This window comes from Rhodovarius sp., assembly GCF_040399605.1.
Classification (GTDB): Bacteria; Pseudomonadota; Alphaproteobacteria; order Acetobacterales; family Acetobacteraceae; genus Rhodovarius; species Rhodovarius crocodyli_A.
This window is the reverse complement of sequence record NZ_JBBARU010000066.1, coordinates 1-19370: the sequence shown is the minus strand read 5'-3', so window position 1 is coordinate 19370 and position 19370 is coordinate 1. Positions and strand designations below refer to the sequence as shown.

Here is a 19370-nt window from a genome sequence, read left to right as displayed (position 1 = left end):
GGCGCGGCGCTCCTTCACCACCCGGCATAAAGGCGGCTTGATCGGCCATTCGCCCGGCACGCCAAAGGCAGCCACCGCGCGCAAAATCTCGCCCCAGGCACGCGGTGCGAGGGCTTGGGCATCCTCCAGCACCTCGGCATCTCCGGCCGAGACAGTGACCGACACGCCCGAGGGCCGCACCAGCACCCATTGGCACAACGCGCCCACGAAACCCAGGAAACGCACTGGCCCCGGCGCGCTCCGGGCAAAATGCAGATTGACGATGGGCGCATGCGCCTCCGGCACCACAAGCCCTGGCAGCAGCCGGGCCGATTCCCAGGGCGGCGTGGCCAGCAGCACATGCTCGGCCGCAATGGTCTCGCCAGATTCCAGCCCAACCACGCGGCCGCCCTCCAGCACCAGGGCGCGCAGCCGGGAATTGAACCGCACCTCACCGCCCGCCGCGCGGATGGCGGCGATGGCGGGTTCAACCATATCCGGCCCCAGCCCGCGCCTCGCCACGTAGAGCCTTGTGGCGCCGGGGCCACCCAGGCGGCGCAGCACCTGGGCGAGGCGGGCGGAGGATGCCTCGGCGATGGGGGTGTTCAGCGTCGCCACCACCAGCGGGTCCACAAAGCCGCGGCAAAAGCTGTCGTGCCCGGCCATGGCCTGGGCCACCGGCAAATCCGCCGCCCCAGGCAGCGCCATGCGGGCCATCGCCCAGAGCGCGCCGGCGGAAAGCCCGGGGGGCCGGCGCTCAGCGCGCCACCATCCCAGCGGCGAGAGCGCAATGCGCCGGGCCATGCCATCGGCGCAATCGAGCACCGGCAGCCCATCAGGCTCAGGCTCCACCCAATCCGCGCGGGCGCCAATGGCGCTCAGAAAAGCCAGCGCCGCGGTATTGGCGCCAACCAGCGCATGGGTGCCGTTATCCGTGCCATCGGCCAGCGCGCGGGCGCGGCCGCCAGCGCCGGGCGATGCCTCATGCAGCACAACCGGCTTGCCAGCACGAGCCAAGGCAAGGGCGCCGGCCAACCCCGCTACCCCCGCCCCCACCACGTGAATGGTCACGCCCGCCAGCCCAGCGCCATCGCCGCCATATGGAGTTTTTCGCGCTTGCTCAGGCGCGGGCGAACCCGCGCCCCCTCCCAGCCGCGCGCCAGCATCAGCTGGAACAAATGATGATAGCCCCACATCATCACCCGCGCCGGCAGCAGGGCAATTGGGTTATATTGGCCCATCTCGGCCTCGGCACGGGCAAAGCCGGCCTTTGCCTGCTCGGCCAGGGCGGCGCAAATGCCGCCGAAGCGAGGGTGGCGCACAATCTCCACCGCCGGCCCATCCTCAATGCCCGCCGCACGCAGCAGGGAGAGCGGGATATAGACGCGCTCGCGCGCCGCATCCTCATCCACGTCGCGCAGAATATTGGTGAGTTGGAAGGTATGGCCCAGGCGCAGGCCCCATTGCTCGGCCTCGGGCGCGCCGAAAATCCGCACAGCCAGCGCGCCCACGCTGCCAGCCACCTGGCGGCAATACAGGTCGAGCCCGGCTTCGTCGGCGATGCGCAACCTATCGGCGGCATCGGTCTCCATGCCCGCGATCATTGCCTCGCATTCCGCCAGCGGCAGGTCAAAGCCGCGGCAGGCCAGGGCCAATTCGCGCGAGAGCACGCAATCGGGGCGCTGCAGCTTGCCGCGCCAATCGGCCAGAAATCGGCGTTTCTCCGCCTCGGGCATCGCGCCATCGGCAATGTCATCCACCGCGCGACAAAACGCATAAACCGCCCAGAGCGAGCGCCGCCTCTCGCCGCGCAAAGCCCGCATGCCACGGGCGAAGGAGGAGGCGGCGCGGGCGACGCGCCCGGCCACCAGGTCAGGATCATGCGGCCCCGGCAGCGGCGCAGCCAGCAGCGCCGCGGCGAAATCACCCTTGCCCACGGCAACCCGCCCCAGCACCGGGTCCGCTGCGCGCAGCTTGGCCAGCAGGCGGCGGGCGAGGCTGATGGTCATGGCCGATTGCAGCGCCAGACGGCGAGAGGCGGCGACGAGACGCGGCAGGTTCTGCGCCCTGTCGAGTTGCTCCTCCACCCGGTCCAGCGCGGCATCGAGGATGTCGCGCCGGCGCGGATTGGAGGAGGTAAAGAACGCCTCCTCGCCCCCTGCCAGCGCCATCCAGGATTGCGGCATATAGACGCGGCCGATCTTCTGCCGGTCATCCACCAGATCCTGCAGGTGGTTGAGGATTTGCAGCGCGGTGCAAAGCCCATCAGAGGCAGCATGCCCGGCCTCGCTCGCCACACCATGCAGGCGCAGCAGCATCCGCCCCACCGGGTCAGCGCTGCGGGCGCAGTAATGCTCCAACTCGGCCCAATCGGCGTAACGGGCCTGGCGCGCATCCTGGCGAAAGGCCTCGAGAATCAGCATGGCTTCTTCGGTGCCAACGCCATGCGCATGCATGGCCGCGGCCTCAGGAAAGGCGGTTGCCGGGTCAGCCAGCGCCTCGCCCATCGCATCCAACCGGCGCAGTTTTTCGCTCGGGTCAAGTTCCGCACTATCGGCAATATCATCGGCCATGCGCGCAAAGCGGTAGAAGGCCACCACCTTGCCCCGCACCGGCTTGGCCAGAATCAGCGACGCGGTGGGGAAATTCTCCGTGTCATGGTCACGGTTCGGGCTACCGGGTGCGGCTTCGGTCATATGCCCTTTGTGGCGGGATAGGCGCGGCCTTTCCACCCCGCCTGCAGCCCCAGCATGGAGCGCACCAGCGCCGTCCATTGGATGGCGAGTGCGACCAGCACCGTGAGCGGATGCAGCGGCACGGTCCACCACGGCTCACCGCTGCGCCAGGTGACGGCGGCGCGCAGGGCGAACATCAAGAGAATGGTCACCACAGCCTCGATATTGGGCAGCAGCGCCCAGGGCCAGATATGCGCGCCAGCCAGCAGCACCGTCCAGATCGGCAGGCCAACCGGTGTGGCCATGCCCTCTCGCGCATTCTTGATGAAGCCGCCCCAGGCATGGGCGAAATTCTCATACATCCGGCAGGTGGCGAGCGGCGCGCCATCGACGATCTCAGTGTCATGTCCACGCTCGCGGAATAGCCGCGCGAGTGCGATGCCATCATGCAGCACGCCCTTGATGGAGGCATGGCCGCCAATCGCCTCATAGGCCAGGCGCTCGACCAGCACGAGTTGGCCGCAGGCGGCGGCGAGGCTCGGCTTGCGATGCACCGCGCGGCCACCAAAGGGCAGGTAGCTGAACAGCAGGAAATTGATGAAAGGCACCGTCAGCCCCTCACCGAGACTGCGAATAATCTGCCGCGGCACGGCACTGACCATGGCGATATGGTTGCTCGCCGCATGCGCGGCCATGGCGGCAGCGGCATGCGGGGCGAGGCGCACATCGGCATCAATGAAGAGCAGATGCGTGCCCTGCGCCTGCTCGGCCAGCCGCGCACAAGCATGCACCTTGCCGGTCCAGCCCGGCGGCAGATGCGGTGCTTCCACCAGCCGCACCCGGCCATCTCGGGCGGCGTAACCGGCCACGATCTCGGCGGTGCCATCGGTGCTGCCATCATTCATCACCACCACCTCCACGGCCGAGCCGGTGGAGGCCAGCGCGGCATCAAGGCAGGCCGCGATATTGGCCGCCTCATTGCGGGCAGGAATGAGAATGGAAACCAACGTGCCTGCGGGCGGCGTGCCCTGCAGCCGCGGTATATGCCGCAGATTGATCACCCCGAAGATGATCGGCAGCACTGCGAGCGCCAGCGCCAAATGGCCATAATCCATTGCCTAATCAGCCTTTTGTCCCGGGCTATGCTCGGCGGCATAGCGTTCCCCACGTATCATGGCGCGCAGATACTGCCACGCGCCATAGAGCCCGCCCATCCCTTTGCTGCCATCGATGGCCGCGGTGAAGCGGGCCGGATCGCGGCTGATCACATCCTGAGCCAAGCGATCCATAACAGCGGTCAGCGCATCGCGCATGCACTCTGCCCTCGCCTGCCGGTCCATCGCCGCCAGGGTGGAAGCCTGCATCGCCGGGCCGAAGGCGGCAAAGGCCTCGGCCTGTTTCTCGGTCCAGAAGGCATATTCAAAGGCGAGCGGGGCGATCAGCGCCTCGGGGGCGATCTCGGCCAGGCGCACAAGGCCCGGGGTGATCGGCACCGGCCTCTCGCGCACATCGACGAAGCGCCCCGGCGCATTCATCCACAACATGTGCTGCGGTGCGGCCAGCACCTGGCCCGCGGTGTGGAGAAAGCGCACCGCACCGCGCGGCGAGCCCTGCTCGACGCCAAACACCCCCAGCTTGGTCATGAAGGGATATTTGCGGATCGCCTCGGCATCCATCGGCAGAAAGGCCGGGCGACTGATGAAATAGCGCCGCAGCAGCAGCATAAACAGGATGGCGTCCCACCAGGAGGGGTGGGGCGCATAAATCACCAGCGGCCGCCCCGGCGCATAATCCGGAAGGCCCCAATGGGGTATGCGAAGGGCGCGCATCGAGCCGGCAAAGGTCCGGCCAAAGGCGACATGGAAGAACGCCATCGCCTTCTCAGAGCGCAGCGCCACCGGTGATGCATCGGCGGCGGGCATGGGCCTACTCGGCGGCGATGACAGGGATCTCGCGCGAGCCGGCGATGCGCGCCGCCTCATTCATGCCCCGGCCACCCATATCGGTGTCCATCGCATCCGCGGCGATCCAGCCCGACATCATGACCATGGGCATGCCCGGGCCGGGATGGGCAGCACCACCGCAGAGATAGAGGCCCTTCACCTGCCGCGAGCGGTTGCCCGGCTTGAAGGCCCCGGTGAAGGTGCCATGGCTGGCAAGCCCATAGATTGCGCCATTGAGCACCTTGTAGCGCTCATGGATATCCTGCGGCGTCAGATGGCTTTCGGTGACGATACGGTCCTCGATATCGGTCAGCCCGGCCGTGCGCTTGAGCTTGTCCAGAATGACCTGGCGATAGGGGGCGAACATCGTCTTCCAGTCGTGATGCGGCCGCAGATAGGGGGTATGGACCAGCACATAAAGCGCCTCGCCACCCTCAGGCGCCACGCTCGGATCAGTGCCCGAAGGCGCGGCCAGATAGGCGGTAGGGTCAGGTGCCGGCTCACCACGCTTGTAAATTGCGTCGAACTCCTCCTCCGGGTCGCGGGAGAAGACGAAATCATGATGGCCCAGATGCTCATAGCGCTTGTTCAGGCCGAGATAGAGCACAACCCCCGAGCAGGCAGCCTCAAAGCCCTTATTGGTATAGGCTTGTCCCGTCGGCCCGCCGACCAATTCACCATAGGTGCGGATGGCATCCATGTTGGAGATCACCGCATCGCAGGCGATGGTCTCGCCCGAGGCCAGCTTCACCCCACGCACGGTGTTGTTCTCGATGACAAAGCCGGTGACCTCGGCATTGGTCCGCAGTTCAGCGCCCAGATCGCCAGCCAGCTTGGCCAGGCCCTCAGCCACCGCGCGGGTGCCGCCCTTGGGGTACCACACGCCCTCGGTCGCCTGCATATCGCCGATGGAGCAGAGCACGGCCGGCGCGGCATAGGGGTTGGAGCCGACATATTGCATGTAATGGTCAAGCATCTGCGCCATATTCGCATCCGGCACATGCTTGCGGATAATACCGGCGGCCGAGCGGCCCATGCGCAGCGCCATGACATCGCGCAGCACATCGGGCTTGAAGTTGTCAGCAAAATTCAGCGTATCGCCAATGCCCTCGACCGGCTTCCAGAAGAAGAATTTCTCCGACACATCATGCAGATGCCGGGCCATGTGCTGAAAGCGCTTATAGCCCTCACCCAGGCCGGGCGTGATGGTGTTCATATGCGCGGCCATCTCGTCGATATCGCCGACCAGATCAGCCTGGGTGCCATCCTCGAAGAAGCAACGCCATTGCGGCTCGAGCTTGATCAGCGGCATGTCCTCATGCAACGCACGGCCGGCCTCGGCAAAAATGCGGCGCAGCACGCGCGGCACGGTCAGAATGGTGGGGCCCATATCGAAGCGGAAATTGCCGCTGCCATCGGGTGCGGGCAGGTTCAGCACCGCGGCCTTGCCGCCGAGCCAGGGGTTCTTGTCCAGCACGGTGACCCGGTGCCCGCGGGCGCGGGCGACAGCAGCGGCCGCCAGGCCACCCAGGCCCGAACCCACCACAACCACATGCGATGCCATGGCGTCTCTCTCCGAAAAATTACTGTGCAGCGACGGCGTAGGCCGGCAGGACGCCGCCACGCTCGGAAACCGGCAGGCCCAAATCAGCCTGCAGCAGGCGCGTGGTGATCCTCGCACCCTCATAAATCACCGGCAGGCCAGAGCCCGGATGGGTGCCACCACCCACCAAGTAAAGACCCTGGGTGTTCTGGAAGCGGTTGCCCGGGCGCCAATGCAGCATCTGGCCAATCTCATGGCTCAGATTGAAGGTGGCGCCATAGCCCACGGCATAATCATCCAGCCAAGCCTGCGGGGTGACGATCTTCTCGTAGCGGATGCGCTCACGAATATTGGGCACGCCCAGCGCCTGGATGCGGTCCAGCGCAATCTCACGGAAGGGCGCCAATTCCTTTTGCCAATCCGTGCCGAAGCGCAGATTGGGCACCGGCACCAGCAGATACAGCGCGGTATGGCCCGGCGGCGCCATCGTGTCGTCGGTCGCACTCGGATTATGCAAATACAAGCTGGGCACCGCAGGGATCACACCGCGCTCGATCTGCGCGATATTCTCCATATATTCGCGCGACAGCAGCACATTATGGTGCTGAATCGCCGGGCATTCACCCTCAATGCCGAGATAGAGCATGAAGGTCGAGCAGGAGTAATTCGCCTTATCGATCTTCTTGTCCGACCAGGTCTTGCGAAGGCCAGGCGGCACCAGCTTTGGCATGGCATGGGCGAAATCGGCATTCATCACCACCGCATCGGCGGCGATGTGCTGCCCCCCGGCTTCGAGGCCAATGGCCCGCTTGCCGGCGAAAGCGATGCGATCGACCGTGGTGTTGAAGCGGAACTCCACCCCAAGGCGCTGCGCCACCCGCGCCATCGCCTCCGACACCCCGCCCAGGCCACCGCGAACATGGAAGACGCCGTGCTCATATTCCAGAAAACTGAGGATGGTGAACAGCGCCGGGCATTTGAACGGGCTCATGCCCAGATATTTGGTCTGGAAGGAGAAGGCGAGGCGAATGCGCGGGTCAGCAAAGTATTTCCGCAGATCCTGATCGACCGACAAATGCGGCCGCAACCGCATCAGCCCCTTGAGCATCGGAATGCTCAGCAGGTCGGCCGGCGAGAGGATCGGGTTTTCCAGGATCGGCCGGAAGGCCTCCAGCTTCACCCGGTTCTCACTCATGAAGCGCTCAAGCCCGGCGACATCGGCCGGTGCAATGGCACGAATCTGCTCCGCCATGCGCGCCATATCCGGCGTGGCATCGAGAATGGCGGGCCCGCCTTCACCTTCAAAGATCAGGCGATATTGCGGGTCGAGGCGGATCATGTCGATCTCATCCTCCAAATTCGCCCCGCAACTCGCAAAAATCTCCTGCAAAATCAGCGGGTAGAGAAAGAAGGTGGGGCCCAGGTCGAAGCGATAGCCCTCAGCCGTGGCCATGGTGCGAGTGCGCCCGCCCACCACGCTGTCCTTCTCGAAGACGCAGACCTGCACGCCGGCAGCGGCAAGCTGCATCGCCGCCGCCAGCCCTCCCGGGCCCGCACCGATGATGGCGACCTTTGCCCGGGGGCGGTTCGTGTGGGGGGCGGCAAGCGGGGCGTTCATCGAATGATCATGTCTCTCTGTCCGCTAGGTGCGGTGCAACACTCATAATGCAAGGGGTGGGCTGTCAATACGCGCAGCAGGGCGGCGGGGATAGCGGGTAAAATCACGCGCTCATTAGTGCCAGAACAGCGTCGGATTCGGCCAATTGGCGCAATTCGGCGCCAGCCCTAGGCAGCAGGCGGCGCAAATAAAATTCTGCCAGCGGCGCATAGCCCGGCTCCAGCGCGGCGGCGCGCGCCAGCATGGCGCCACCCAAAATCCATCCCGCCGCATTGAGATAGGCGGTGGCACCGGCGGCCGCCTCCTCCGGCCCGGCCGCCAGCATGGTGGCGGTGGCGGCGCGCATCTCCTCCACCGGGGCGGCGAGCAGCGGGTGGGCGGCGGCGGCCTCCTCCAGCAGCGCGGCCATCGCCGCACCATTGTCGCCGCGCAGCTTGCGGCCGATCAGGTCCAGCGCCTGAATGCCATTGGTGCCTTCATAGATCGGCGTGATGCGGACATCGCGCAGCACCTGCGCCGCGCCGGCATCCTCGACAAAGCCCATGCCGCCATGCACCTGCACACCCAGCGAGGCGACCTCCACGCCCCGGTCGGTCGACCAGGCCTTCACGATGGGGGTCAGCAAAGCCAGCCGTGTCGGCTCGGCCGTGGAGGCAGCAAGCGCCAAAAGCCGCATAGCGAGGGTGGTGGCGCGCATCTCCGCCAGCATGCGGGCGACATCGGGGTGCCGCGCAATGGGCCGCCCGCCCTGCTCGCGGCTCTCGGCATAGGCCTCGGCCAGCCGCAGCGCGAGCGCGCCCTGGCTCACACCCTGAATGCCCACGCAAAGCCGCGCATTGTTCATCATGGCGAACATCGCCGGTAAGCCGCGATGCGGCTCGCCCACCAATTCGGCCTCCGCCCCTTCGAACAGCATGATGCAGGTGGGGCTGGCATGAATGCCCATTTTACGCTCCAGCCCGCCACAGCGCAGCGCATTGGCCGTGCCATCGGCCTTGATCCGCCTGGCGGCAAACAGCGAAATCCCGCGCGAGCCCGCCGGCGCATCGGGCAGCCGCGCCAGGATGAGGTGCAGCGTGTTCTCGCTCAGATCATGATCGCCATAGGTGATGTAGATCTTCTGGCCATGGATGGCGTAACGCCCATCGCCCAGCGGCTCGGCCCGGCTGCGCACGGTGGAAAGGTCACTGCCCGCCTGGGGTTCGGTCAGGCACATGGTGCCGGTCCATTCGCCGGTGGTCATCTTAGGCAGCCATTCGGCCTGCTGCGCGGGGCTCGCATGGCGCTCAATCGCCTCAATGGCGCCGGCGGTGAGCAGCGGGCAGAGGCCAAAGGCCATATCCGCGGCGGTGACGAGTTCCACCACGGCTGCCCAAAGGCCAAAGGGCAGCCCCTGGCCGCCATGCGCCTCGGGCGCGGTGAGCGACTGCCAGCCGGCATCCATCCAGGCCTGATAGGCCTGCCTATGGCTCTCGGGGCAGCGGACACGGCCATTTTCAAGCCTCGCCCCCTCACGGTCGGCGGGCATGCGGTTGGGGGCCAGCACCTCAGTGCAGAATTTGTCGCATTCGGCGATGATGGCGGCCAGGCCTTCATCATCCAGCGCACCGCCGCTCTGGCCCGGCAGGTCGAACATGCGGGTCAGGGCGAAGGTGAGGTCCTGGGCGGCGGTGGTTTTCATGCGGCGATGCTTTCGGGCAGGCGAAGGCGGGCGGTCTCCCGCTTTCCCAGAATAGCACTCTGCCGCCTGCGCCCCCTTGGCGGAAGCGGGGGGTGGGGCGACGATACCGCCATGTTGATGCATGAGAACCCCATCGCCATCGCCACCATCACCCCTTCCGCCAATACGGTGGTGGAGCGCACCACCATCGCCATGCTGCACGATATGCCGCAATTGGTGCCGGTGTTCAGCCGCCTGGCCGTGCATGGCACGCAGGACCTCTTCCCCGACAGCTATGACGAGGCCGGCATGCTCGCCGCCGCCACGCTGCTGAGCCATGCCCAGCCCGCCGCCATTGTCTGGAATGGCAGCAAGGGTGGCGCCATCGGCCTGGAGCATGACTGCGCGCTGGTGGCGAGGATCACGGAACAAACCGGGGTGCCGGCGGCGACCTCCGGGCTGATGCTGCGGCGCCTGATGGCGGCGCGGGGCTTCTCGCGAATTGGCCTGGTGACACCCTATGCCGCTGGCTACGTCGAAAAGCTCAGATCCCGCTTCGCCATTGAGGGCTGGGAGGTGGTGGCGGAAAGCCATCTGGGCATGACCGACAACCTCTCCTATGCCACGGTGCCATTCGCCACCATCCGCGCCCAGGCGCTGGAGGTGGCCGCCGCCCGGCCGGATCTGCTGCTGGCCTGGTGCACCAATTACCCGGCAGCGCCGCTGGCGGCCGAGATGGAGGCGCAAACCGGCCTGCCCTTTTGGGATGCGACGGCGCTGGGCGTGCTGGCCGCGCTGCAAGCGGGGGGCATCACCGCCCGGCCCGGCCCGGCCTGGGGTAGCCTGATGGCATGAGGCCCGGCATCCCCCCCCAGCATGAGCGCGCGGCAGCTTCCCTCTCCGCCCGCGCCGCCGCCACCCGGGCGCGCATCCTCGATGCCGCCTTCGTGGAATTCGCCGAAAAGGGCCTAGCCGGCGCGCGGGTGGATGAAATCGCCGCCCGGGCCGGTGCCAATAAGCGCATGCTCTACGCCCATTTCGGCAGCAAGGAGGCGCTGTGGCTGGAGGTGCTGGAGGCCACCTATACCGCCAAGCGCGCCGAGGAGCGCCAGGTGGAGGTGGCCGACCTCGCCCCCGCCGAAGCCATGGCAAAGCTGGTGGCCTTCAACCTGCGCTATGTCGCCCGGCACCCTGAATTCCTCGCCATCCTGCACCAGGAAAACCTGCATCGCGCCGCCTATCTGGCCAGTTCTTCGCGGGTGCAGGGGCTGTATTCGCCGCTGCTGGAGACGCTGCGCGGCGTGCTGGCGCGCGGCGAGGCCGAGGGGCTGTTTCGCCCGGGCGTGGACCCCTTGCAGCTCTACGTCTCGATGCTGGGGCTGAGCCATTTCTATTTGGCCAACCGCCACACCCTCTCCACCATTTTCGGCACGCCGCTGGACACTGAGGCGGCGCTGGCAGCGCGCGAGGCGCATATTATCGAGGTGGTACTGGGGTATCTGCGGCCTTGAGGGGATATTGACCGGAACGGAATTCTGTTTCAGGTAACCATCCGGTTACTCGAAGGAAACGGGCCATGGCGGAACGCCGCATCGGATTGATCATGAACGGCGTCACTGGGCGCATGGGCATGAACCAGCACCTCATCCGCTCCATCGCCGCCATACGCGCCGAGGGCGGCATGGCTCTGGCCAATGGCGACCGATTGATGCCCGACCCGATCATCGTCGGCCGCAACCGCCAAAAGCTGGAAGCCCTGGCCCGCGCCCATGGCGTGGAGCGGGTGAGCACCGACCTCGATGCCTGCCTCGCCAATCCCGAAGACACCGTGTTCTTCGACGCCGCGACCACGCAAATGCGCGCCGGCCTCATCCGCCGCGCCATCGCCGCCGGCAAGCACATCTATTGCGAAAAACCCACCGCCGATAACCTGGAGGACGCCCTCGATGTGGCGCGGCTGGCCCAGGCCGCCGGCATCAAGCATGGCGTGGTGCAGGACAAGCTGTTCCTGCCCGGCCTGCGCAAGCTGAAGATGGTGATCGATTCCGGCCAATTGGGCCGGCTGCTCAGCGTGCGCGGCGAATTCGGCTATTGGGTCTTCGAAGGTGACCTGCAGCCCACCCAGCGCCCCTCCTGGAACTACAAGAAGACCGAGGGCGGCGGCATTATTTTGGACATGCTCTGCCACTGGCGCTATGTGCTGGACAATACCTTTGGCGCGGTGAAATCCGTATCCTGCCTGGGCGCGATCCACATCCCCCAGCGCAAGGATGAGGCCGGCAATTGGTATGATGCCGATGTGGATGACGCCGCCTATGCCACCTTCCAACTGGAGGGCGGCATCGTCGCCCATATGAATTCCAGTTGGACCACGCGGGTGCGGCGCGATGATCTGGTCACCTTCCATGTCGATGGCACGCATGGCTCGGCGGTATGCGGCCTGACCGATTGTTGGGTGCAGCCGCGGGTGGCCACGCCCAAGCCAGTCTGGAACCCCGATGTGCCGCAAACCATCAATTTTTATGAAGGCTGGCAGAAGGTGCCGGACACCCAGGCCTACCCCAACGGCTTCCGGGTGCAGTGGGAGCTGTTCCTGCGCCATGTGGTGGGCGAATTGCCAGACTATAAATGGGATTTGATGGCGGGCGCGAAAGGCGTGCAATTGGCCATGGCCGGGCTGCAAAGCTGGGAAGAACGGCGCTGGATCGATCTGCCGGAGCTTTCGGCATGACCAGCATCAATCTCCCCACCCCGGAGGGGATGCGCCCCTTCACCCTTTCCCCGCCCCGCATCTTCGATACCGCCCTGCCGCCCTACCCCCGGGTGGCCTTCGCCGCCGCCCATGTGGTGGCCGATGCCACGGCCGAGCAGGACCCCTGGCTGGACGCCAAGGTCGATTGGGAGCGCACCATCGCCTTTCGCAAACACCTCTGGTCGCTCGGCCTGGGTGTCGCCGAAGCCATGGACACCGCACAGCGCGGCATGGGCCTGGATTGGCTGGCGGCGCAGCAACTCATCCGCCTCAGCCTCGATGCGGCGAAGGACCACCCCGGCGCGGTCATCGCCTCCGGCGCTGGCACCGACCATCTGGCCCCCGGCCCGGACGTGAGCGTCGATGACGTCATCCGCGCTTATGAGGAGCAATGCGAGGCGGTGGAGGCCATGGGCGGGCGCATCATCCTCATGGCCTCGCGCGCGCTGGCCAAGGCGGCGAAGTCACCCGCCGATTACGAGCGCGTCTATGCCCGCATCCTCGGCGGCGTGAAGCAGCCAGTGATCATCCATTGGCTAGGCGAAATGTTCGACCCGGCACTGGAAGGCTATTGGGGCAACCACGACCATATGGCGGCGATGGAGACCGCACTCGCGGTCATCCACGCCCATGCCGACAAGGTGGATGGGGTGAAAATCTCCCTTCTGGATGACCAGAAGGAAATCACCATGCGCCGCCGCCTGCCGAAAAGCGTGCGGATGTATACCGGCGATGATTTCAACTATGCCGAACTCATCGCCGGCGACGCGAATGGCCATTCCGACGCGCTGCTCGGCATTTTCGACCCCATCGCCCCGGCGGTGGGCGGCGCCTTGGCCTCGCTGGCACGCAACGACCTCACGACCTTCCACGCGATCCTCGCACCCACTGTCCCGCTCAGCCGCCATATCTTCAAGGCACCGACGCGGTTCTACAAAACCGGGGTGGTCTTCATGGCTTGGCTGAATGGCCATCAGGACCATTTCGTGATGGTGGGCGGGCAGCAGAGCACCCGCTCCATCCAGCATTTTTCCGAGTTGTTCCGGCTGGCGGACCAGGCCGGGCTGCTGGCTGATCCGGAACAGGCGGCGCACCGCATGCGCAGCCTGCTCGCGCTGCATGGGGTTGGATAGGCCCGCGTCACTGCGAGCGTGGCGCGACGGCGACGACAGCGTCAAGGACAAGCCGGCTCCGCCGGTCGCCTCCGGCGATCCTTGACCCCGCCGCCGCCGTCACGCCCTGGGGAATGGTGGCCGGGGCGGGGAAACGGCCTTTTTGACCGAACAAGGAAACATGTGATGGGCAGCGCGCTTTCATTGAACACCGTCACCGTGAAGGAAAAATGGGGGCTGGCGGAGTGCATCGAAGGATGCGCGCGCCACGCCATCGAGGGCATCTCACCCTGGCGCGATGTGCTGCACGCCATGGGCGTGGCGGCGGCAGCGCGGCAGATCCGTGACGCTGGGCTCACCGTCACCGGCCTGTGCCGCGGCGGCATGTTCCCAGCCCCCGATGCCGCCGGCCGCGCCGCCGCCATCGAAGACAATCTGCGCGCCATCGAGGAGGCCCATACGCTGAACGCCGCCTGCCTCGTCATGGTCTGCGGCGGCCTGCCCCCCGGCTCGAAAGACCTCCCCGGCGCGCGGGCCATGATGCGCGAAGGCCTCGAAGCCATCCTCCCCACCGCCCGCGCCGCCGGCGTCACCCTCGCCCTCGAACCGCTCCACCCCATGACCTGCGCCGACCGCTCGGTGCTCTCCACCACCGCCCAGGCGCTCGATCTCTGCGATGCGCTGGGCGAGGGGGTGGGCGTGGCGCTCGATTGCTACCACATCTGGTGGGACCCCGAAGTGGCGGCGCAAATCGCCCGCGCCGGCCGGCGCATCGCCGCCTTCCATGCCTGTGACTGGCTGGTCCCCACCACCGATCTGGTGCTGGACCGTGGTATGCCCGGCGATGGCGTGATCGATATCGTGGGCCTGCGCGCCATGGTGGAGGCCGCCGGCTATCAGGGTTTCACCGAGGTGGAACTGCTCTCGCGCCGCTGGTGGGCCGAGGAGCCGGACCATGTGCTGGCCACCATGAAGGCCAGCCATCGCTGCTGACAGCAGCCACCGGCCCGGGCTAAAGGACCATTTATGCCCCTCGCCCGCCGCGCCCTTCTGGCAGCACCCGCGCTCAGCGCCCCGCTCTCTCCCGCCCAGGCGCAGTCACGCCCCATCCGCTTCATCGTGCCCTTCGTGGCCGGTGGCAGCACCGATGTCGCCTCGCGGCTCATCGCCGAAAGAATGAGCGAGATCCTTGGCCAGCCGGTGATCGTGGAAAACCGCGGCGGCTCGGGCGGCAATATCGGCGGCGAGATGGTGGCCCGCGCCACACCCGATGGGCAGACCATCCTGATGGGCGTCACCGGCCTGCTCAGCACCAACGCCCATATCTACCGCAATATGGGCTTCGATCCGGCGCGGGAATTGGCGCCGGTCTCGCTGGCCTATACCTCGGATATGGTGATCGTGGTCCATCCGGCGGTGGCGCGAGACCTGGCCGGCTTCATCGCCCGGGCCAAGGCGGCACCGGGGGCGATGAGTTTCGGCTCCTCGGGCCATGGCGCCTCCACCCACACGGCGGCGGAATTGTTCAAACTCGCCGCCGGCATCGATGTGGTGCATGTGCCCTATCGCGGCAGCGGGGCGGCGATGAATGATCTCATCGCCGGCAATATCCAGATGATGCTGGTGCAGATCGCCGCCACCGTGGGCGCCATCCGCGATGGCCGCATCCGCGCCCTGGCCGCCACAGGCCCCGCCCGCCACGCCCTGCTGCCCGAGGTGCCTACACTGGCCGAACAGGGCTACCCCCAGGCCACCGCCACCTCCTGGGGGGCGGTGATGGTCACCGCAGGCTCACCCCAACCGGCCGTGTTGCAGCTGAACGCTGCGGTGCGCGAGGCGCTGGCCACGCCGCTGGTCTCCAGCCGCATGGCGGCCGCGGGGGTGGATGGCCAATCCAGCAGTATCGAGGAGTTGGCGGGTTTCCTTCGCGCCGAATCCGACAAATGGGGCCGCGTGGTGCGCGAGGCACGAATCACCGTGGATTGAGGCCGCCCTTCGCACGTGCGAAAAGCTCCTTGAAGCGGGAGCATCAACCATGTCCGACGGTCGTCTCGTCATCGGCAATAAGCGCTATTCATCCTGGTCGCTGCGCGGCTGGCTGGCGGTGCATCTAGCCAAATTGGCTGTCGAGGAGGTCGTGGTGCCACTCGCTGGCACCGGCGCCACCTCGGCCGTGCGCGATGCCACCCCCAATGGCCTCGTGCCCTATCTGGAGCATCGCGGCGCCCGAGTGTGGGAGAGCCTGGCCATCATCGAATATTGCGCCGAGCACGCCCCGGGCCTCTGGCCCGCCGCCCCGGTGCCACGCGCCATGGCCCGCTCGGTTGCCGCCGAAATGCATGCCGGCTTCCGCGAGTTGCGCATGGCCATGCCCTTCAATGCCGGGCGGGAATTCCCCGGCGCCCGCCGCACCGAGGGCGCGCTGGCCGATATCGCCCGCATCGAGGCGCTCTGGGCGGAATGCCTGGCAATCTCCGGCGGGCCTTATCTCTTCGGCACGGAGTTCGGCGCGGTGGATGCGATGTTTGCCCCGGTGGTGGGGCGCCTCCTCACATGGCAGCCGGAGCTTGGTAGCGGCAGCCTCACCTATATGGCGGCGGTGCGTGCGCATCCACTGATGCAGCGCTGGTATGAGGAGGCATTGGCCGAACCCGCCGAATGGCTGCTGGAAAAATACGAGAACCCGGCATGAGCACCGCTCTCGCGCTCGACCATGTCGCGGTCTGTGGCCGCGAACTCGCCCCCCTGGTCGCGGCCTATGAAGCCCTGGGCTTCTCGCTCTCCCCCATCGCCCAGCAATCAGGCAAGCGCAGCCCTGATGGGGTGGTGGAGCCCTTTGGCACCGGCAATCGCTGCGCCTTTCTGCGCCATGGCTATGTCGAGTTGCTGGCAATCCTCGACCCTACCCTATTCGACAACCAGCTCGGCCGCTTCATGGACCGCTATGAAGGGCTGCATATCCTGGCGCTGGGCGTGCAGGATGAGATGGCCAATCTCGCCCGCATGCAGGCCGCCGGCATTGCCATTCCGGGCGTGGCATGGCTGGAACGCCCGGTGGATGGCCCTGATGGGCCGCGCGCCAAATTCGCCCGCCTGCCCTTTCCCGATGCGCCGGAGGGGCGGGTGCAGCTCATCCGCCACCTCACGCCGGAACTCATCTGGGACAAGCGCTGGATGAACCATGCCAACCACGCCGATGCGCTGGTGGCGCTGGTGATGGCCAGCGCCGCCCCGGCCGAGACGGCGGCACGCTTCTCCCGCCTGATGGGCCTGCCCTTTCAGCCGGACCCGGCGGGCGGCTCTCAAATCCGCCTGCCAGGGATGGCCGGGCTGGCAGGTCCCGAGGCGCCGGCGATGGAAACCATGGTGCGCATCCTGGAACCCGAAGCCCTGGGCACTGTGCTGCCGGGGGTAGAAGCCCCCACCCTGCCCTTCATGGCCGGCATGATGCTGCGCACCGATGATGGCAATGCCGCGATCCGCGCCATGGGCTTGCCCCTTGTGCCCACGCGCGATGGCCTGATGGTGCCCCCTGCCCTGGCCGGCGGCGCGGCCTTGGTATTCTGCCCGTGAACCAGCCCCAGGCGCGGGCGGTGGGAAGGTCCTTGCGGATTTACCACCCCGCCGCGCGGCGGCCGGTGCTGGATGGCTTCTATGCCCGCTTCATCCGCCCCGGCGGGTTGGCCTTTGATATCGGCGCGCATGTGGGGGATAGGGCTGCGAGTTTCTGCCGCCTCGGTGCGAGGGTGGTGGCGGTGGAGCCACAACCCGCCCTGCTGCGCGCGTTGCGGCTGGTGCTGCGCGGGGCTGATGTGGTCTTCGTGCCCAGCCTGCTGGGTGCTGCCCCTGGCGAGGCTGTGCTGCGGCTGAACCGGGCCAACCCCACCGTGGCCACGGCAAGCACCGATTTCATCGCCGCTGCCGCCGGCCAGCCGGGCTGGGAGGGCCAGGCATGGGATGGCGCAATCACCCTGCCTCTGACCACGCTGGACCTGCTGGTGGCCGAATATGGCATGCCCGATTTCATCAAAATCGATGTGGAAGGCTTTGAGGCTGCAGTGCTGGAGGGGCTGTCACGTCCACCGGCGGCGCTCAGCTTTGAATTCACTACCATCCAGCGCGAGGTGGCGCAGGCCGCGCTGCATCGCTGCGCAGCCTTGGGTTTGCAGCATTTCAATGCCTGCCTGGGCGAGAGCATGGATTTTGCCCTGCCCCGGCCGGTGGATGCGGCGGCGATGGCCGCGTGGCTGCGCGCCCTGCCGCAGGAGGCCAATAGCGGCGATGTCTATGCGGCGGGGATGGCAGCGGCGCTGCGGTGAGGCGCTAGCGCCAATTCAGCGCGTTGATGGTACAGGTCTCCAGACCACGCCGCACACTGGCAGCGCCATTCATGAACACCACCCGAAGATCGGTGTGGCATCCCATCCCAGGCGGCAGAAGGATATCGATCTGCCCGCCCGGGCCCAGGGTATTCGCGCCCAGCCTGTCCACGCCCCAACCTCCCCGGGCATCCATCGAGGCATAAATCTCGCGGATGACCACGCCGCTGCCATTGATGAAGACAAAGGAGGGGTTGCCCAGCACCGCCGGGGCCCGGCTTGGCCCGCCGCCGATCACCGCTCCCGCCCCCGCGCCCGGGGCCTGCGCCACACCGCCGCCGCCACTGCCAAAGCTCAAACGGCTGATCGAGCAGGCATTCACCGCCATGCGGTCATCCGTCCGACCGCCCTGATACACCACCCGCACATCCAGCACGCAATCGGTAAAGCTGGGCGTGACCCAGAGCTGGTTGCCCGCCGGCAGCACACTCGCCCCAAGGATATCCGGCCCCCATTCCTGCAGGCGGGAGGAGGAGACGTAAATCTCATCGATCTGCTGGCCTGAATGATTGACCACGAAAAACCTGTTCTGCGCAGTTGCCGGAGCCGCCCCCAAGGCCAGAACAACCGCGATGAATGCCACAAAACGCCACATGCCCCGCTCCTTATTGCCAAGGCAGGCAGGCTAACAGCACAGGGAATCGCACGCCAAGCCTCTTTGCGGTGGCACTGCCCGCTGGGCGTCGCCCCGGCGGCGTGCGAGACATCCGTTCACGGACTTCATGCCGGCATATTCCAAGGGAAGTGACACAATGCGCTGGGAAACCCTGACCGCCCCCGAACTCCGCGCCATGGCGGGGCCCGACACATTGCCGGTGCTGCCCATCGGCAGCCTCGAGCAGCATGGCGCCCATCTACCGGTCTGGACCGACAGCCACGCCGCCCACAATATTGCACTGCGGGCGGCCCAACTGGCCACGACCCGCGCCATCGTGCTGCCGCCGATCTGGCTCGGCCTCTCCGAGCATCACCTGCCCTATGGCGGCACCATCAGCAGCGATTTCGCCACCTTCCATGGCATGGTCCGCAGCGTGGTGCGCAGCCTCAAGGCCCAAGGCTTCAAAAAACTGCTGATCGTCAATGGCCATGGCGGCAATATCGAGCCGCTCGCGGTCTCGGTGCGCGAATGCGCGCATGAATTCGCCATGGCCGTGGTGGCGGTAACCTGGCCGAATGCCGCACCGGCCGAAATCGGCAAAATCCTCACCACCCAGGCCAATATCATGCATGCCTGCGAGGGCGAGACCTCGCTCTGGCTCGCCATGGAACCGGCCCAGGTGCGCACCGATCGCATCCCCGCGCCAGGCAATACGCCGCCGGCCCCGGCCGGCTATTCGCGCTTCTTTTCCTTCTGGGAGCGCGCCGCCCCCACCGGCGTGCGCGGCGATGCCAGGGCTGCCACCGCCGAGAAGGGCGAGGCCATCCTGGCCGCCGTCACCACCGCCATCGCCACCGCCATGGACAATCCCGTGCTCTGGACCCAGCCAGACCCGGTGTGGGACCCCGCGCGCAGCGCGCCGGGGTGATCTGCTACGGCCGCGCCCAGAGCATCATCCTTTCCAACGGAATCGTTGAAGCGGATGATTCTCGACAAACTAGAAATAAAAGCCTTTCCAGTGAGCCAAGGCGGGCGGGATATGCTTTAATCTCTCCCCATCACCACCCACCAAACGGTTGTAGCTATGGACACCATCGCAACATTGCTAGGC

At 66.6% G+C, this 19370-nt stretch carries 18 protein-coding genes; 10 read left to right on the top strand and 8 right to left on the bottom strand.

Annotation, left to right across the window (positions count from 1 at the left end):
* The 7 genes from ABWP84_RS14650 to ABWP84_RS14620 form a co-directional block, all read right to left on the bottom strand.
* Positions 1-1050: FAD-dependent oxidoreductase (locus ABWP84_RS14650; protein ID WP_353212782.1), on the bottom strand; the 1050-nt coding region annotated here is incomplete at its 3' end.
* Positions 1047-2675, bottom strand: a complete 1629-nt coding sequence (locus tag ABWP84_RS14645) for a squalene/phytoene synthase family protein (protein ID WP_353212781.1) — start codon at positions 2673-2675, stop codon at positions 1047-1049. The genes ABWP84_RS14650 and ABWP84_RS14645, both read right to left, overlap by 4 nt.
* The gene (locus ABWP84_RS14640) at positions 2672-3769 is read right to left on the bottom strand and encodes a glycosyltransferase family A protein (RefSeq protein WP_353212780.1); all 1098 of its coding nucleotides are present in this window, start codon (positions 3767-3769) and stop codon (positions 2672-2674) included. The genes ABWP84_RS14645 and ABWP84_RS14640 overlap by 4 nt, the downstream gene beginning before the upstream one ends.
* 3 nt (positions 3770-3772) lie before the next feature.
* Complete coding sequence (locus ABWP84_RS14635; RefSeq protein WP_353212779.1) at positions 3773-4576, bottom strand: lysophospholipid acyltransferase family protein; 804 nt, start codon at positions 4574-4576, stop codon at positions 3773-3775.
* A gap of 4 nt (positions 4577-4580) precedes the next feature.
* Positions 4581-6161 (bottom strand): phytoene desaturase family protein, encoded by a 1581-nt coding sequence (locus tag ABWP84_RS14630; RefSeq protein ID WP_353212778.1) that lies wholly within the window; start codon positions 6159-6161, stop codon positions 4581-4583.
* A 19-nt stretch (positions 6162-6180) separates the two neighbouring features.
* A complete protein-coding gene (crtI, locus tag ABWP84_RS14625; protein ID WP_353212777.1) occupies positions 6181-7758 on the bottom strand; it encodes a phytoene desaturase family protein in 1578 nt (525 codons plus the stop codon).
* 103 nt (positions 7759-7861) lie between these two features.
* Positions 7862-9439 carry an acyl-CoA dehydrogenase family protein gene (locus ABWP84_RS14620; RefSeq protein WP_353212776.1) on the bottom strand — a complete coding sequence of 526 codons (1578 nt, stop codon included), beginning with the start codon at positions 9437-9439 and terminating at the stop codon, positions 7862-7864.
* Positions 9440-9550: 111 nt separating this feature from the next.
* On the opposite strand from ABWP84_RS14620, the gene ABWP84_RS14615 reads away from it, so the two are divergent.
* From ABWP84_RS14615 to ABWP84_RS14575, 9 genes are all read left to right on the top strand, one after another.
* On the top strand, positions 9551-10273 hold the full coding sequence (locus ABWP84_RS14615) for a hypothetical protein (RefSeq protein WP_353212775.1): 723 nt from the start codon (positions 9551-9553) through the stop codon (positions 10271-10273).
* On the top strand, positions 10270-10929 hold the full coding sequence (locus tag ABWP84_RS14610) for a TetR/AcrR family transcriptional regulator (RefSeq protein WP_353212774.1): 660 nt from the start codon (positions 10270-10272) through the stop codon (positions 10927-10929). Before ABWP84_RS14615 ends, ABWP84_RS14610 begins: the two co-directional genes overlap by 4 nt.
* A 65-nt stretch (positions 10930-10994) precedes the next feature.
* Positions 10995-12149 carry a Gfo/Idh/MocA family oxidoreductase gene (locus ABWP84_RS14605; protein WP_353212773.1) on the top strand — a complete coding sequence of 385 codons (1155 nt, stop codon included), beginning with the start codon at positions 10995-10997 and terminating at the stop codon, positions 12147-12149.
* Positions 12146-13303, top strand: coding sequence for a dihydrodipicolinate synthase family protein (locus ABWP84_RS14600; protein ID WP_353212772.1), 1158 nt, complete (start codon positions 12146-12148; stop codon positions 13301-13303). Before ABWP84_RS14605 ends, ABWP84_RS14600 begins: the two co-directional genes overlap by 4 nt.
* A 165-nt stretch (positions 13304-13468) precedes the next feature.
* Positions 13469-14275, top strand: coding sequence for a sugar phosphate isomerase/epimerase (locus tag ABWP84_RS14595; protein ID WP_353212771.1), 807 nt, complete (start codon positions 13469-13471; stop codon positions 14273-14275).
* 33 nt (positions 14276-14308) lie between these two features.
* Positions 14309-15268 (top strand): tripartite tricarboxylate transporter substrate-binding protein, encoded by a 960-nt coding sequence (locus ABWP84_RS14590; RefSeq protein WP_353212770.1) that lies wholly within the window; start codon positions 14309-14311, stop codon positions 15266-15268.
* 49 nt (positions 15269-15317) lie between these two features.
* Positions 15318-15974: a glutathione S-transferase gene (locus tag ABWP84_RS14585; RefSeq protein ID WP_353212769.1), complete on the top strand. Its 657-nt coding sequence runs from the start codon at positions 15318-15320 to the stop codon at positions 15972-15974.
* Positions 15971-16855, top strand: a complete 885-nt coding sequence (locus ABWP84_RS14580) for a VOC family protein (protein ID WP_353212768.1) — start codon at positions 15971-15973, stop codon at positions 16853-16855. The genes ABWP84_RS14585 and ABWP84_RS14580 overlap by 4 nt, the downstream gene beginning before the upstream one ends.
* Positions 16852-17601 (top strand): FkbM family methyltransferase, encoded by a 750-nt coding sequence (locus ABWP84_RS14575; protein ID WP_353212767.1) that lies wholly within the window; start codon positions 16852-16854, stop codon positions 17599-17601. Before ABWP84_RS14580 ends, ABWP84_RS14575 begins: the two co-directional genes overlap by 4 nt.
* Before the next feature lie 4 nt (positions 17602-17605).
* On the opposite strand, the gene ABWP84_RS14570 is transcribed toward ABWP84_RS14575, so the two are convergent.
* Positions 17606-18256, bottom strand: a complete 651-nt coding sequence (locus ABWP84_RS14570; protein ID WP_353212766.1) for a Tat pathway signal protein — start codon at positions 18254-18256, stop codon at positions 17606-17608.
* Between the two features lie 157 nt (positions 18257-18413).
* Here ABWP84_RS14570 and ABWP84_RS14565 point away from each other — a divergent pair, with 157 nt between their 5' ends.
* On the top strand, positions 18414-19187 hold the full coding sequence (locus ABWP84_RS14565) for a creatininase family protein (RefSeq protein ID WP_353212765.1): 774 nt from the start codon (positions 18414-18416) through the stop codon (positions 19185-19187).
* The last annotated feature ends 183 nt before the right edge of the window (positions 19188-19370 follow it).

Coding starts and splice junctions, on each gene's coding strand:
- ABWP84_RS14570 (WP_353212766.1), bottom strand. CDS start 18,256: ATGTGGCGTTTTGTGGCATTCATCGCGGTTGTTCTGGCCTTGGGGGCG.
- ABWP84_RS14590 (WP_353212770.1), top strand. CDS start 14,309: ATGCCCCTCGCCCGCCGCGCCCTTCTGGCAGCACCCGCGCTCAGCGCC.
- ABWP84_RS14585 (WP_353212769.1), top strand. CDS start 15,318: ATGTCCGACGGTCGTCTCGTCATCGGCAATAAGCGCTATTCATCCTGG.
- ABWP84_RS14605 (WP_353212773.1), top strand. CDS start 10,995: ATGGCGGAACGCCGCATCGGATTGATCATGAACGGCGTCACTGGGCGC.
- ABWP84_RS14580 (WP_353212768.1), top strand. CDS start 15,971: ATGAGCACCGCTCTCGCGCTCGACCATGTCGCGGTCTGTGGCCGCGAA.
- ABWP84_RS14635 (WP_353212779.1), bottom strand. CDS start 4,576: ATGCCCGCCGCCGATGCATCACCGGTGGCGCTGCGCTCTGAGAAGGCG.
- ABWP84_RS14600 (WP_353212772.1), top strand. CDS start 12,146: ATGACCAGCATCAATCTCCCCACCCCGGAGGGGATGCGCCCCTTCACC.
- ABWP84_RS14630 (WP_353212778.1), bottom strand. CDS start 6,161: ATGGCATCGCATGTGGTTGTGGTGGGTTCGGGCCTGGGTGGCCTGGCG.
- ABWP84_RS14620 (WP_353212776.1), bottom strand. CDS start 9,439: ATGAAAACCACCGCCGCCCAGGACCTCACCTTCGCCCTGACCCGCATG.
- ABWP84_RS14595 (WP_353212771.1), top strand. CDS start 13,469: ATGGGCAGCGCGCTTTCATTGAACACCGTCACCGTGAAGGAAAAATGG.
- ABWP84_RS14640 (WP_353212780.1), bottom strand. CDS start 3,769: ATGGATTATGGCCATTTGGCGCTGGCGCTCGCAGTGCTGCCGATCATC.
- ABWP84_RS14615 (WP_353212775.1), top strand. CDS start 9,551: ATGTTGATGCATGAGAACCCCATCGCCATCGCCACCATCACCCCTTCC.
- ABWP84_RS14610 (WP_353212774.1), top strand. CDS start 10,270: ATGAGGCCCGGCATCCCCCCCCAGCATGAGCGCGCGGCAGCTTCCCTC.
- crtI (WP_353212777.1), bottom strand. CDS start 7,758: ATGAACGCCCCGCTTGCCGCCCCCCACACGAACCGCCCCCGGGCAAAG.
- ABWP84_RS14645 (WP_353212781.1), bottom strand. CDS start 2,675: ATGACCGAAGCCGCACCCGGTAGCCCGAACCGTGACCATGACACGGAG.
- ABWP84_RS14565 (WP_353212765.1), top strand. CDS start 18,414: ATGCGCTGGGAAACCCTGACCGCCCCCGAACTCCGCGCCATGGCGGGG.